This window comes from Spirosoma humi, from assembly GCF_054776575.1.
On sequence record NZ_BAAHBR010000017.1, the window covers coordinates 503343 to 518054 of the forward strand.

Sequence of the window (14712 nt, forward strand, 5' to 3'; positions counted from 1 at the left end):
ATTTATAGTAGAGTCGGCCAGGAAATCACGCAAAGCACGGCTCATTTACTTCAATATTTGCCTTGAAATAACAAGTTTCTGAATTTCGCTGGTACCCTCCCCAATCGTGCAGAGTTTCGCATCGCGGTAAAATTTCTCGACAGGAAAGTCTTTCGTATAGCCATAACCGCCGAAAATCTGTACCGCTTCATTGGCAACCCGAACGGCCGTTTCTGAAGCAAACAACTTCGCCATAGCTGATTCTTTTGTCACCGGCTTTCCGGCATCCTTCAACGCGGCTGCCTGGTACGTCAATAGTTTGGCCGCTTCGATATCGGTTGCCATGTCAGCCAGCTTAAAACTTATTCCCTGAAACGTGGCAATGGGCTGACCAAACTGTTCACGTTCTTTGGCGTAGGCCAACGCAGCATCGTAGGCCCCATACGCAATACCCAGGCTGAGTGCAGCGATTGAAATACGCCCCCCATCAAGCACTTTCAGCGACTGCACAAAGCCATCACCCACCGCGCCAATCCGCTGACGATCCGATATCTGGCAGTCCTCAAATAACATTTCGGCCGTTTCCGAGGCTCGCATCCCTAATTTATCTTCTTTGCGCCCGCCCGAAAACCCAGGAGTACCTCGCTCAACAATAAACGCTGTTGCGTTATGAGGGGCATTCGGTTCACCTGTTCGGGCGATAACAACGGCCACATTGCCGCTTTTACCATGCGTAATAAAGTTTTTGGCGCCGTTCAAAACCCAGTCTCCCTGATTATTACGCACGGCTGTCGTTCGCATATTGCCCGCGTCAGAGCCCGTATTCGGTTCCGTCAGGCCCCAGGCTCCCAGCCATTCGCCGGTAGCCAGCCGTGGCAGGTAGGTTCGTTTCTGATCTTCGTCGCCGAATAATAAAATATGATTGGTGCAAAGCGAGTTATGAGCGGCCATGGAAAGGCCGATAGAACCATCAATACGTGCGAGTTCAACAATGGCAGCCACATATTCGTGGTAACCAAGGCCAGCGCCACCGTATTCAACGGGGACCAGCATTCCCATTAGGCCTAGTTCACCAAGCTGCTGAAACAATTCTGCCGGAAAGTGTTGACTATCATCCCATTGCCGCATATTAGGCCGAATAAGCCGCTCACCTAGGCTACGAACTGACTGGGCAATTAATTCTTGATTTTCTACAATTTCGTTTGTCATAAAGTGGGGCTTCTTACAAGCGTGCCCAATAGGTAATTTAAACAAATTCTACGAGAAGTTCAATATTATTTTTTGCTTCTCGATTGAATCCATGCGTGGGCGAAAATTACCGTTGCATAAGATATAAGTTAATGTTTTATATATATTTGAAACAAAATAGATCCATAAAATTTATTTTGGTTTCAATATGCGATGGGATCATTTAGGTAAATCAGCAAAAGCCTTATTAAACGAGGGGTATGACCGGTAAGTCACTATTGTGTTACAGATGAGGGGACTTATTGAAAAACTCCTATTTTTGTGACATTGCGTATTCGGACGAGTCTGTAAAGTATGTCATTGGGATTTTTTATAAATAAATAGATATGAAATTAGCAGTTGTTGGAACAGGATATGTAGGACTTGTTACCGGGACATGTTTCGCGGAGACGGGTAACCAGGTAACGTGCGTTGACATCGACGTGCGCAAGGTTGAAAAACTTAATAATGGCATCGTTCCTATCTATGAACCGGGTCTCGAAACCCTGTTCCACCGGAACGTTGAGGAAGGTCGTTTATCCTTCACAACGGATCTGGAAGAAGGAATCAAAGGCGCTGAAGTTATTTTTCTGGCCTTGCCAACCCCTCCGGGCGAAGATGGTTCGGCTGATTTGAAGTACATTCTGAAAGTAGCCAGCGACCTGGGCCCAATCCTGAGCCAGTACGCGGTTATCGTCGATAAAAGCACGGTGCCTGTTGGAACCGCCGAAAAAGTACACGCCCACATCGCCGACAACGCCAAAGTAGATTTCGACGTGGTATCGAACCCCGAATTCCTGCGGGAAGGTGTTGCGGTTGAAGACTTCATGAAGCCTGACCGGGTTGTCATCGGTACAAAATCAGAACGTGCCAAGGCGGTGATGAACAAACTCTACGCGCCATTGGTGCGTCAGGGGAACCCCGTCATTTTCATGGATGAGCGTTCGGCTGAAATGACCAAATATGCCGCTAACGCATTCCTGGCTACGAAAATTACCTTCATGAACGAGATCGCCAACCTGTGCGAGCGGGCTGGTGCCAATGTCGATGATATTCGTCGGGGGATCGGTACGGATAGCCGGATCGGTAAGCGTTTCCTATTTGCCGGTATCGGTTACGGTGGCAGCTGCTTCCCGAAAGATGTGCAGGCACTGGCCAAAACGGCCAAGGATTTTAATTACGATTTTAAAGTGCTGAAATCGGTTATGGATGTGAACTACGAGCAGAAAACCAAACTGATGCCAATTATACTGAATCACTTTGGTGGCGATCTGACGGGTAAAACGATTGCTGTTTGGGGACTGGCGTTCAAACCCTATACCGATGATATTCGGGAAGCACCAGCCCTGGACAACATCCAGGCGTTGCTCGATGCCGGCGCTAAAGTGACGGTTTATGATCCCGAAGCGATGGAGAACGTTCGGGGTGTAATTGGTAATTCGGTCACGTACGCGCATACACAGTATGCTGCGCTGGATGATGCCGATGCCCTGGTTATCGTTACTGAATGGCCTCTGTTCCGCACGCCGGACTTCGATAAAATGAACCTGTTGCTAAAGAACAAAGTGATCTTTGATGGTCGTAACGTGTACGAACTGGAGCAGATGCGCGAGGTAAATTATACCTATTATAGTGTTGGACGCGAAGCTGTTTTAGCACCCGTTGAACAGAAAGTCTAACTTTTTTTACGCATAAAGACAAAATACACAGAGATTTGCACAGAGTAGATATACTGTGTACTCTGTGTATTTGTGTGTAATCCTTTTCCAAAACAATATATGAAACGTGTACTGATTACGGGTGGAGCCGGCTTTTTGGGGTCGCACCTTTGCGACCGGTTTATTAAAGAAGGTTATCACGTAATGGCCATGGACAACCTCATTACGGGCGACATCCGTAACATCGAGCATCTGTTCCATCTGCCAAATTTCGAGTTCTACCATCACGATGTATCCAAGTACATCCATGTACCCGGCGAACTGGATTACATTCTTCACTTTGCTTCGCCGGCCAGCCCGATCGATTACCTGAAAATCCCGATTCAAACGCTGAAAGTGGGTTCGCTGGGTATTCATAATTGCCTGGGTCTGGCGCGGGTAAAAGGGGCCCGTGTCCTGATTGCTTCCACATCGGAAGTATACGGTGACCCTAACGTTCATCCACAACCCGAAGAGTATTGGGGCAACGTAAACCCAATTGGACCACGGGGTGTGTACGACGAAGCAAAGCGGTTTCAGGAAGCGATCACGATGGCGTATCATACGTACCACGGTCTGGAAACGCGCATTGTTCGTATTTTCAACACCTATGGCCCACGGATGCGCCTGAATGACGGCCGGGTATTGCCCGCTTTCATTGGTCAGGCCCTGCGGGGTGAAGACCTGACGGTGTTCGGCGATGGTAGCCAGACTCGTTCATTTTGTTATGTCGATGATCTGGTAGAGGGTATTTATCGCCTGTTGCTCAGCGATTACGCGTATCCGGTCAACATCGGCAACCCGTCGGAAATTACCATCAAGGAGTTTGGCGAAGAGATCATCAAGCTTACCGGAACCAAGCAAAAGCTTGTGCTTAAAGACTTGCCCGTTGATGATCCAAAACAACGCCAGCCAGACATAACGAAGGCAAAAGCGATTCTGGATTGGGAGCCAAAAGTATCGCGCGAAGAAGGTCTGCGGATCACGTATGATTACTTCAAGAACCTGCCGGAAGAGGAATTATACACGGCGGCTTACCACCGCGAATTCTCAAAAAAGTAAGCGAACGAGGGCTATTCCCGAAAACATCGTAGCTTTACTTTTCTGTAACTGCCTTAGGTGGTTACCTTTAGCTGTCTAATGAAAACCTGCACACGGTATCGTATGCAGGTTTTTTGTTGGCCGAATAAGCTAAAAAAGGGCACTGCTCAGGTTACAGCCGGTCTTTAAAACTTTCGTAACCAAACGTTTTGACCAGTTGAAAGGACTCATTTTCCTTCCAGACACCAATGGCAGGCAGGTTCACACCATTGAAGGTGGTGGTTTTCACCATGGTGTAGTGAATCATATCATCGAACACGATTTTGTCACCCACGGTGAGCGGTTTATCGAACGAATAATCGCCCATAAAGTCACCCGCCAGACAGGTCATGCCGCCCAAACGATAGGTTGGTTTGCCCGCAACCGGCTCATGATAAGACCCGATGATGCGGGGCTTGTACGGCATTTCGAGTGTGTCGGGCATGTGAGCCGCAAACGAGGTATCAAGAACCGCCACCGAAATCCCCTGGCTATCAAACACATCAAGCACCGTCGAGGTGAGCACACCCGTTTGCCAGGCAATGGCCGAGCCGGGTTCCAGAATGACATCTACCGTATATTTCTGCCGGAAAGCGGTCAATAGCCTAATCAGGTGATTGGTGTCATATCCTTCGCGGGTCATTAAATGACCTCCGCCAAAATTGACCCACTTGGCCTGGTGCAGCAAGGTAGCAAACCGGCTTTCGAGCGCTTCGAGGGTACGTTCGAGCGTGAACGAATCGTTTTCGCAGAGGGTATGAAAATGAATTCCGTCTAGCCCCTCCGGCAACTGATCGGGTAATTGATCGCGGGTGGCACCTAATCGGGAACCCGGCACACAGGGATTATACATATCCGTTGCTACTTCCGAATACTGCGGATTGACGCGTATGCCACAGGAAACGGGTTTTCCTGCCACCCGATCTTTAAATCGTTCCCACTGTGTCCAGGAATTAAACGTCAGGTGACTGCTCCGACTAACGACTTCATCGAATGTGGCATCCTGATAAGCCGGTATGTATGTATGCGCCTGCACGCCCATGTATTCATTAACGAGCTTAATTTCGTTGAGCGAACTGGCAGTGGCACCACTCAGGTACTCGCGCACCAGCGGAAATGCGTTGTACATGGAAAAGCCTTTGAGCGCCAGAATAATCGTAACCCCGGCCGCTTGCTGCACCGAATCGATCAACTGAAGATTTCGCCGAAGTTTGGCCTCCTCAAGGACAAAGCAGGGGGACGGAATAACCGATTCGTCGGCAGAGTCGAGGTATTGGAGCAAAGTCGTATTCATAAGACAAAGGTATAACGAATGCTATTTCCGTTTGGAATAGTCAACGCCGAATAGGATGGGTAATTTGCGGATCAATAGTCAAGTATAACTAGTTTAGCGTATTCTCGATTGTTTTTTTGTCATGCTGACGCAGGATGCATCTTCGGTAGTATGCCTCAAGATGCTTCCTGCGTCAGCATGACAAAAAGAATCCAATGTGTTTGTTTCTGATCTGCTTGTGGCGATTATTCCAACGTAAACGAGATGGGTAAGTTGTATTTCACCCGAACCGTATGGCCAGACTGTTTGCCGGGCCACCAGCGGGGCATTTTTTGCATAACCCGTACCGCTTCTTCATCGCACCCAAACCCAATACCTTTCAGAACCTGTATATCCGTCAGGCTACCATCCGTATTAACGACGAAACTAACATAAACCCGGCCGAACACACCGGCTGCAGCCGCTGCCCTTGGATAGTTGAGATTCTTGCCCAGGAAAGCGCGTAGAGCGTCCAGTCCACCGGGGTACTCTGGTTGCTGCTCGACTACGACAAAGGGTGCTTCTGTTCTTGTCTCTACTTCCAACGCTTTCTCGGTTACGGTGGGCGCGCTTGCCTCCGGGGCCGCAATAACATCAACATCGCCCGTACCCTGAGCCGTTTCGGTGCCCGACGTGGCCTCTTTTAGCTGATCTGTTGTGGGTGGGAGGCTCTCTTCCACCACATCGGCCTCGGGCATGACAACGGGTGGTAGGTTTCTGACCGTATTGACCGCCGGAGCGGTTTCGGGTGGTAAGGAAATGGGTGGTTCAACGGGGGGCTCAGCCAGTTTGGTGAGGGTCACCTCCTGCATAGACTGGTCATGACTCACCAACGCCTGAGGCCAGAAACGAGCGTACAGCGTGGGCGCCGATAAAGAACCCAAGAACAGGACGACGCCTAAACCGAGAGCACGGCTAAGCGTTGGCCGATACTGTTTGCGGAGGTCAAAGGCTCCGTAGGCCCGGTTGCGGGTTTGGAAAATAATGTCGTCGTAGGTTAACGAGACGGGTTCGGAAGCGGTAGAGAGATACATATAGCGATGCGCGATTTGGTTTGCACAACCAGGATGTGTGCGCCCACCAAATTCCACATTTGGCTTTACAGACTATCGTACTTCTTCACGAGCAGAATGGCGTCATTATCTGTTTTAAACGTCAGGTTTTCCTGCTTGGCGAACGCTTTCAGCTCGTCTTTTCGGTCACCTAAAGCATCGATAATCGACTTGTCTGAGAGTTTGACTTTGGTCAGTGTCTGGTCGGGCTTGAGCAGGTAGTACGAAAAGGCATTCTGGTAGGCATCGTAGCGTATGTCGCTTGCGTAAGGGTTCTTATAATCAGCGGCTTTGAACGTTTTGGCAATGCGCTTCAATAAGGCGTTTTTGCCTTCGTAAAGCACCAGAAAATACCCGTCTTTCAAATTCTGATCATTGGTTTTTGCCGTTGGTAAGCGCTCAAAAACATACGTTTGTCCATCGGCACTGCTTAGCATAAAGCGCTTCACCTGATTGGCATCGACAATAATCGAGTCATTGCCCGAGCCTGTCCGCAGCAGAATCAACTGTTGTTTATGTGCGTTAAATTTGAGGGGCACGTTGGTGTAGTTTTTTCCAGTCGTCATCTCAACCTGCCCGTTAATCCAGTCGGGCAAAAAGTAAGGCGTACCCTTCAGCCCTTCGTAGCGGTTATCGAGGGTGTTGACCATGCCATTCGGGCCAGCCCCAACAATTTGATTAGTTGATTGATAGGTTTCGTACCCATTTCGCTGGTTGAGGGGCGTAGGGTTCGCCTGACGGCTGGAACTGTTCGCTTTGGTTGTGTCGCGGGTTTGGGCATACCCCATCGAAAAGGAAAACAAGACAAGTGAAAGTTGAATTAGGCGTTTCATGAGCGCAGCAATAAGTCGGTATAATAGGCTGTCTAACTAACGAAAAATCCCGCCATCTAAGATGAACGGGATTGAGATAAGTCGTTGGCAGGTGGCATGTTGTATTTTAATCGATGCGTAACCAACGCACAACGTGCCTCAACGAGCTTAATATTCGTGCGGAAGCGGGATGTTGATTCGTTCCTGAACGGGTAAACCCTGTTTGTTCATCTGCTCGATAAACGGATCCGGGTCCAGTTCCTCGCAGTTCCAGACGCCAGGCTTCATCCAGACGCCTGTCAGCATCAGCATAGCACCAATCATGGCTGGAACACCGGTCGTGTAGCTAACCGCCTGCCCGCGTACTTCGCGGTAGGTTTCGGCGTGGTCACAGTTATTCCAGATGAAATACGTGCGCTCTTCTCCATCTTTTACCCCTTTGATCTGGCAGCCGATGCTGGTCTGGCCTGTGTAGTTTTCGCCCAACGAATCGGGAGCCGGGAGCACCGCTTTCAGGAATTCGAGCGGAACAACGTCCATTCCCTGAAACTTCACTTTGTCGATACGGGTCATGCCCACGTTCTGGAGTACCTCCAGGTGCGTCAGATAGGCCTGGCCAAACGTCATCCAGAAACGAGCCCGTTTCAGGGTCGGGAAATTCTTGACCAGGGATTCCAGTTCTTCGTGATACAGCACGTATGACTCACGGGCTCCAATTTCAGGATACTCAATGGGTTTATGGATACTCATCGCCGGAATCTCGATCCACTCGCCGTTTTCCCAGTAGCGGCCGGGTTGGGTTATTTCCCGGATGTTAATTTCGGGATTGAAATTAGTAGCGAACGCTTTACCGTGATTGCCCGCATTACAGTCGACAATGTCCAGATAATCCATCCGATCGAAGTAATGTTTGTTGGCATAGGCAGTAAAGACCTGGGTAGCGCCCGGATCGAAACCACAGCCCAGAAGCGCCATCAGGCCAGCCTGCTCGAAGCGTTCCTTATAAGCCCATTGCCAGCTATATTCGAACTTGGCAACGTCTTTGGGTTCGTAGTTGGCCGTGTCCATGTAGTGAACACCAGCTTCCAGGCAGGCGTCCATAATGGGCAGATCCTGGTAGGGGAGGGCCACATTAATAACCAGCACGGGCTTGAAGGACCGGATTAACGCGACCATATCGGCCACGACGTCGGCATCTACCTGGGCTGTTTGAACAGTGACGCCGTGCATCTCCTGAATTTCGGCCGCAATACGGTCGCACTTTGATTTCGTGCGACTAGCCAGCATGATCGTTGTGAAGACATTGCTGTTCATGGCGCATTTGTGCGCCACAACACTACCAACACCACCGGCTCCAATGATGAGCACGTTTGCCATCTATCTGAATGATTAGTTTGTAATTCTTTTGGTCGCAAAGATAAGGAAAGTGACTACGTGGATAAGTGACTGGGCGTGGAAGTTAACGGATTGATAAACTTTCCCGTAGGATAGAATTGAGCGCACTCATCGGGAATGGTTAATTTTTGCAGGGAATCTGTAACAACATATTTAGTATATTTGTTGAGTAGAGAATAGTTGCCTCCCTAAATTATATCGTTATGAAATTTGTATCTTCTGTCAACTCACTCGATTCGTTCGAACTGGCCATTCTGGGCTACGGTCAGGCAACAAAAAGCTGGCGCGACCGGAATCGGCTTCAGTGCCGTTTCTCGACCTTCTGGCGGCAACAGGCTGACACGCAGTCGGCAAAGCTGCATACCTGGGAAGTAAAGCGGCTGCTGACAGGATTGCGGTCACTCTGGAACAAGGCGACCAACCACGTAGAATTGACGTTCTCTGAGCCCGGCTTAAGCATGGATGCAAAAGCTCTGTCAGATGACCGCTACCGGTTACAAATCCAGTTGGGGCATGACCTGACACCCGCCTGGAACGAATACCCTGACTTTCCGGTAGAAATGGACATTGTGTTGAGCCGAAACCAACTGCAGGAAGCGATAAAGGAGTTGTCAGGGCAGATCGAAACCTACCCTGAACGATAACCAGTACAGCTAGTTGTCCAGTGCCTGGTAAATCATCAGGCCAAATTTATCATCGAGTTCCCCGCCGTAACTTGTTCCCCACATTTGTTTCATTAATACAGCGCAGATCTTTTCCTTAGGATCAGCGAAGTAATCTGTGCTGAAAGCTCCACCCCAGGAGAAAGTGCCAATGCTGCTCAGGTCTTTGGTGTGCCCTTTTTCATTGACAACGGAAAAGCCCAGGCTAAAATAGCCGTGTGGGTCCGGGAACAGGGTGCCGGTCTGGTTTGAGTTCGTGAATAGATCGACCCCTTTGCGGCTCAGGAACCGCTTTCCGTTGTACACGCCGTTGTTCAGCAGCATCTGCAGGAAGATGGCGTAGTCATAGGCCGTACTCGATAAACCGCCACCACCCGAAAAATAAGCTTTGGCCCCCACAATCGGGAAATTGGGATCGGTAGGCAGGGTTTTTATGGTAGACGTCTTCACCAGTTTCTTATCCTTATCTTCCGAATAAACCGGCACCAGACGATCCTTCTTCGAGTCGGGTAAATAGAAGTATGTATCTTTCATGCCCAGCGGCTCAAAAATGCGTTTCTGAAAAAACTGGTCCAGCGGTATTCCCGACACAACTTCCACCAGCGCGCCCAACACGTCGATGCTGAGGCCATACGTCCATTTTTCGCCGGGCTGGTGATTCAACGGCAGCTTCGCCAGTGTTTTTACCGCATCGCCAATTTTTACATTTTGGGTTGTAAACGCATCAATAATTCCCGCTTTCGTATAAATGGCCCGCATGCGGGGATCGCTCGAAATGACATTGTAATTGAGGCCCGACATATGGGTCAGCAAATGCCGAATCGTGATTTCCCGATTAGCCGGAACCGTCGTGTAGGTGCTGTCTTTTTCGTTGAACTTGTCGAGCACGACCGGTTTGGCAAACTCCGGAATGTACTTGCTGATCGGATCGTCGAGCATGATTTTTCCTTCTTCGTGGAGCATCATCACCGCCAGCGACGTAATGGCTTTTGTCATGGACGCGATCCGGTAAATCGCGTCTTTCGCCAATGGCTTGTTAACGTCCAGATCCGCCGTGCCGAACGCTTTGTAGTACACAATCTTGCCGTCTTTTACTACCAGGGCCGCCACGCCCGGAAAGGCTTTTTTGTCGATGTACGACTGAATCAGGCCGTCAATGCGATTGAGCCGTTCGCTGGAGAAACCAACCGTTTCGGGGGCAGCTGCCGCCAGGAGCGGGGGTGACTGTTTGGTACTCGTTTGAGCATACAGCGAAAGGGTAGTGAGCGCCAGCAATACGCTGGTCCGGAACGTGGTCGTGAGGTTCATGTTGGTCAGGAGAAGGTAAGTTATTTTGTGCTGGTCTTAAATCTGGTGCCAATGATTACACAGTTGTTTTAACCCAGTGTAGCCTGACATCGAGGCTATTTAGAGTATCGCTTTTAGCCCATGAACATGCCTGTTTGTCGGTCTATTAACCCCTAAATCCCCTAAAGGGGACTTTGTCAGCGCGCGAGTAAAGCCCCTTTAGGGGATTTAGGGGTTAATAGACCGATGAAAAATTATCTTAAAACAACTCTATCTGTCGCTAAATAAAGAAAAATCATTTGAAACGCTCTTCGCCTAATTGTCGACATCCTTAACCGTGGGTCGATTATCAGTCGCCCGTTTCTCATACCTAATCCGAAACGAATTTAGGTTGGGCGTGTATTTTCGTTTGCGCTTTAGCTCATGCTGGTAGATCGTCTGGCCAAGCTGATACAGAAACGGGTGGCCCACTGTTTCGTACTCGTATTTGTCATCGTTCAAAATGCCATCGCTGTTGGTATACAAAGTAGCAGTCAGCATGTACTCGACTTTATTTTTAAAATCCACTACGTACGAAGCATCCGTCAGGAACCCATATGCCCAGCCCACTTTGTTGAAAACCCGGACATCCTGGGGAAGTCGATGATGCAGGCTGTCCATGAAAAAGAATTTTACGTAGCTGTCGTAATACTGGTTGGCGTCGTATTTAGGGTAATTGGTTTCGCCTGGGAATTGTGACAGGTACTGGTGCAGAAAGGCGTAGTCGTCGGGTGTCAGGTCGAACCGTTGTTTCTCGGGTACGGAGAGCGGAAACAGAACGGATTGCAAAATTTGCTGAAAGCTTTCCAGCGGGAATTTATTGCGTTCGGTGAAGTTGAACGGCTCCCGAATCAGGCTGTCTTTCGCGTAATAACCTTTCCCAATGTTGGCCGTCCGACGGAAATCGAAAGGGTCTTTATTATACGCTGCTGCCTGTGCATAAATCAACGTTCCATCTTCCCGAATAAATCGAACGGGGTTGGTATGGCGATTTTCGTCCGGCGTCAACCGCACGAACCGGTGCGTAATCCGTGTGTCCAGATATCCTTTGGCATGTAAACTCCGGTTGATACGTTCCTGCCCAACAAACTCATACATCCGGCTATAGGCATCATTGTCACTCACCAAAAAAGCCTTTCGAATGAACTGAGCAATGGATGGATAACCCGTTTGGGCGGTGTTGTCGCGCCACTCTTTGGTTTGACCACTGTAAGCACTGTCAAACTGCATAGCTGTAAACTTAGTCACACCGGGCTTTTTTAGGCTGTTCAATTTTTCCAGCGATAGCAATGCCAGGGGTAACTTAACGGTCGAAGCGGGATTGAAATACTCCGTACTATCGACCCGGAAATAGTAATTTTTAAACGAAGGTTTATTTGCGGCATCCCGGTCAATCTGCGTATAGATGATCTGTAGCCGATAAGCGTCCGGATGCTTGATGACTTCCTGAAAAACGGGATGTCTGTTCGTGGTGAATAAACTTTTCAGCCACGCATCCGTGCGCGGCTGGGCGTAACTTTGTGCTGAGAAGCAGCACAGATACAAAAAGATAGCGAGAGGGCGCATAGGGTGGTGGGTGGTAACGCAGACAGTTTGGCTACGTTACAGGACTAGTTGCTCAAAAAGTTTCTCCAGCGTTTCCTGGGCATTTACGCACAAGCCGGGGTGAACGGGCGACGTTTGTACTACGGTGCTGCGCGTGGCGGTTAGCCAGCGAAAACGGCCGGCAATGGGCAGTTGGCCAATGGTGCCACCTTCCCGGCGACCGGCGCAAATGCGTTCGAAGGCCAGAAGGCGTTCGTTCAGTTCCTGGCAGTCAATCTTATTCGAAAAAGCGCAAAGCCGATCTTCATTCAATGTATACATTGTTTTCAGAAAGCCTTCCGCGGAGCAATAAAGAATAACGCCCACATTAAGAAATTCTTCCCGTTCGACACGCGGCATGACGCGAATGACGGCGTACTCAAACAAGTGCTTTTCTGGCATGGGTAGCTTCCTTCACAAAGATTTCGGATGAGGCAACTCGTGACGCTAAAAAATTGGCGTACACCGCTCGCTGTTCGCTGGGCGACTCTGGCGTTGACTCGTTCATCAGCCAGTCGTCAGGAATCAAGGCAACAATGGATTGAATGCGGTCGGGAGTAAGAATCGCCCGAAACTCAGCATCCACCGCATCAAGTTCGCTGGCCTGCGGGAGCAGCACATGGTCTTTCACCTGAACGAACGGACGCCTGCTCTGGGCTTCCCAGTTTTCCCACGAATGATGGAAATAAAGGGACGCACCATGGTCGATCAACCACAATTCCTTGTGCCAGATGAGCATGTTCGTGTTGCGGGCCGTGCGGTCTACATTCGTTACCAGACAATCCAGCCAGACGATTTGCGACGCCAGTCTTGCATCGACCGTGGTGACCAGCGGGTCGAAGGTGATGGAGCCGGACAGGTAGTGCAGGGCCAGGTTGAGGCCTTCGCTGGCCCGGAGCAAATCCTGAATTTCTTCGTCGGGTTCGGTACGGCCAAAGGCTTCATCGAGCGTCGCAAAGACAATCTCCGGAATCCGTAAGCCAAGCAGGCGGGCAATTTCACCCGCAATCAGTTCCGCAATCAGTGCTTTGGTTCCTTGCCCCGCTCCGCGAAACTTGAGTACGTACAGGAAGTCGTCGTCGGCCTCGACAAGGGCGGGTAATGAGCCGCCTTCCCGTAAGGGTCTGGCGTAGCGCGTCACATTGACGGTTCTGAGTTCGGGTTGATAAATAGACACAATATGTAAATCAAAATCGGTATCCCTATTGTGAAGTCTGGTTCCTGAGCCTGACTGCACAGCAAGAAACGGCCCGGCACGGTTAAATTTACCGGATGAAGCCTCCTGCGGCCTAAATTTATGGGGCATTCGGTACTTTTACTACAATCGCGACAAATACCAGAACGAAGTCACGGATTATGCTAAAACCTTTCGGATTTGACGTGAGCACTCGTTGACGGATGTTGTGGTAAAATGTATTTTTACCGGAGACCTTATACAACCTGCTCATTCATGAAAATCAATCTGTTTACGTACCTGTTCTTACTTCTGCTATCGATTAATTTCTGCGCCAATGCCCAGTCGTCACTCAATACCGAGCTGGACAAATTGTTCGCCAGCACGCCCGATTTTAGCGGGGTTGTCCTGATTGCTGATAAAGGCAAACCGGTTTACGAGAAGGCGTTTGGCTACAAACGATTTGAGACGAAAGACCCGCTGGCGACATCGTCTATTTTTGAACTGGCTTCCGTGTCGAAACAGTTTACCGCCATGACCATCCTGATGTTGAAACAGGCGGGTAAACTGGCTTACGATGACCGAATAGACAAATACATTTCGGGCTTACCGTATCCCGGTATTACCATCCGGCATCTGCTCAACCATACATCGGGCTTGCCCGACTACCAGGATGTGATGGATAAGCATTGGGATAAGAGTAAAGTCGCCAATAATACCGACAACATTGCGTACCTGATCAAGTTTCATCCCGACCGGTTGTTTGAGCCGGGAGCTAAATACAAATATAGTAACACCGGCTATATGCTGCTGGCCAGCATTGCCGAACGGGCATCCGGGCAGGATTTTATCGACTTTTGCCGAACCCGTATTTTCAACCCCCTCGGCATGACACATACCGATATTCGGACGCGAGAGGAGAAGGTAAACCTATCCGATGTGGCCTGGGGGCATATTTACGTGCCAGAGAAGAAACGTTACGTTCAGGCCGATTCTTTTCCAGAATTCAACTATGCCATCTGGTTGGGTAATCGAAAAGGTCCCGGTCGCATCAGCTCTACGGCCGAGGATTTGCTGAAGTGGGATCGCGCTTTGTACGCCGGTAAACTCGTTAGTCAGCAAACGTTGGCCGAAGCCTTTATCCCGGCCAAACTAAACGATGGGTCACCGACATCGTACGGATTCGGGTGGGAGTTGAGTAAAAGCGATAAACTTGGACGAATCGTCTGGCATGACGGTGACAATCCAGGCTATAAAACTCAGATCACCCGCTATATCGACGCCGATAAAACGGTAATTGTGCTGTGCAACAACGACCACGAAAAACTGCCGATGATTCTGAAAACCATAGATACGCTGCTTGGTCGCTGAGAAAAAAATCTCTTCTGCCAGTAACGGGGAAGGCCCCCAGA

The 14712-nt window shown here is 49.7% G+C and carries 13 protein-coding genes; 4 read left to right on the forward strand and 9 right to left on the reverse strand.

Annotated elements, in window-relative coordinates:
* Nucleotides 1-45 precede the first annotated feature (45 nt).
* Nucleotides 46-1188 carry an acyl-CoA dehydrogenase family protein gene (locus ACYU8Y_RS24285; protein WP_460940746.1) on the reverse strand — a complete coding sequence of 381 codons (1143 nt, stop codon included), beginning with the start codon at nucleotides 1186-1188 and terminating at the stop codon, nucleotides 46-48.
* A gap of 365 nt (nucleotides 1189-1553) precedes the next feature.
* On the opposite strand from ACYU8Y_RS24285, the gene ACYU8Y_RS24290 reads away from it, so the two are divergent.
* On the forward strand, nucleotides 1554-2885 hold the full coding sequence (locus ACYU8Y_RS24290) for a UDP-glucose dehydrogenase family protein (RefSeq protein WP_460940747.1): 1332 nt from the start codon (nucleotides 1554-1556) through the stop codon (nucleotides 2883-2885).
* A gap of 99 nt (nucleotides 2886-2984) precedes the next feature.
* Entirely contained in the window at nucleotides 2985-3965 is a 981-nt protein-coding gene (locus tag ACYU8Y_RS24295; protein ID WP_046576069.1) for a UDP-glucuronic acid decarboxylase family protein, read from the forward strand.
* A gap of 151 nt (nucleotides 3966-4116) precedes the next feature.
* Here ACYU8Y_RS24295 and nspC read toward each other — a convergent pair whose 3' ends face one another.
* The 4 genes from nspC to ACYU8Y_RS24315 all read right to left on the reverse strand — a co-directional run bounded on the left by nspC (nucleotide 4117) and on the right by ACYU8Y_RS24315 (nucleotide 8536).
* Nucleotides 4117-5277 (reverse strand): carboxynorspermidine decarboxylase, encoded by a 1161-nt coding sequence (nspC, locus tag ACYU8Y_RS24300; RefSeq protein WP_460940748.1) that lies wholly within the window; start codon nucleotides 5275-5277, stop codon nucleotides 4117-4119.
* A 224-nt stretch (nucleotides 5278-5501) separates the two neighbouring features.
* Nucleotides 5502-6329 (reverse strand): energy transducer TonB, encoded by an 828-nt coding sequence (locus ACYU8Y_RS24305; RefSeq protein ID WP_460940749.1) that lies wholly within the window; start codon nucleotides 6327-6329, stop codon nucleotides 5502-5504.
* Between the two features lie 65 nt (nucleotides 6330-6394).
* A complete protein-coding gene (locus ACYU8Y_RS24310) occupies nucleotides 6395-7180 on the reverse strand; it encodes a hypothetical protein (protein ID WP_460940750.1) in 786 nt (261 codons plus the stop codon).
* Between the two features lie 147 nt (nucleotides 7181-7327).
* Complete coding sequence (locus ACYU8Y_RS24315; protein ID WP_460940751.1) at nucleotides 7328-8536, reverse strand: saccharopine dehydrogenase family protein; 1209 nt, start codon at nucleotides 8534-8536, stop codon at nucleotides 7328-7330.
* Between the two features lie 221 nt (nucleotides 8537-8757).
* Here ACYU8Y_RS24315 and ACYU8Y_RS24320 point away from each other — a divergent pair, with 221 nt between their 5' ends.
* A complete protein-coding gene (locus tag ACYU8Y_RS24320; protein ID WP_460940752.1) occupies nucleotides 8758-9198 on the forward strand; it encodes a WapI family immunity protein in 441 nt (146 codons plus the stop codon).
* A 9-nt stretch (nucleotides 9199-9207) separates the two neighbouring features.
* Here the strand turns inward: ACYU8Y_RS24320 and ACYU8Y_RS24325 are convergent, their stop codons facing one another.
* The 4 genes from ACYU8Y_RS24325 to ACYU8Y_RS24340 form a co-directional block, all read right to left on the reverse strand.
* Nucleotides 9208-10524 (reverse strand): serine hydrolase domain-containing protein, encoded by a 1317-nt coding sequence (locus ACYU8Y_RS24325; RefSeq protein ID WP_460940753.1) that lies wholly within the window; start codon nucleotides 10522-10524, stop codon nucleotides 9208-9210.
* A 294-nt stretch (nucleotides 10525-10818) separates the two neighbouring features.
* Nucleotides 10819-12108 carry a serine hydrolase gene (locus tag ACYU8Y_RS24330; RefSeq protein ID WP_460940754.1) on the reverse strand — a complete coding sequence of 430 codons (1290 nt, stop codon included), beginning with the start codon at nucleotides 12106-12108 and terminating at the stop codon, nucleotides 10819-10821.
* A gap of 36 nt (nucleotides 12109-12144) precedes the next feature.
* Nucleotides 12145-12528, reverse strand: a complete 384-nt coding sequence (locus tag ACYU8Y_RS24335; protein WP_460940755.1) for a DUF3037 domain-containing protein — start codon at nucleotides 12526-12528, stop codon at nucleotides 12145-12147.
* Nucleotides 12506-13303 carry a HipA family kinase gene (locus tag ACYU8Y_RS24340; RefSeq protein ID WP_460940756.1) on the reverse strand — a complete coding sequence of 266 codons (798 nt, stop codon included), beginning with the start codon at nucleotides 13301-13303 and terminating at the stop codon, nucleotides 12506-12508. Before ACYU8Y_RS24340 ends, ACYU8Y_RS24335 begins: the two co-directional genes overlap by 23 nt.
* 273 nt (nucleotides 13304-13576) lie before the next feature.
* On the opposite strand from ACYU8Y_RS24340, the gene ACYU8Y_RS24345 reads away from it, so the two are divergent.
* On the forward strand, nucleotides 13577-14671 hold the full coding sequence (locus tag ACYU8Y_RS24345) for a serine hydrolase domain-containing protein (RefSeq protein ID WP_460940757.1): 1095 nt from the start codon (nucleotides 13577-13579) through the stop codon (nucleotides 14669-14671).
* The last annotated feature ends 41 nt before the right edge of the window (nucleotides 14672-14712 follow it).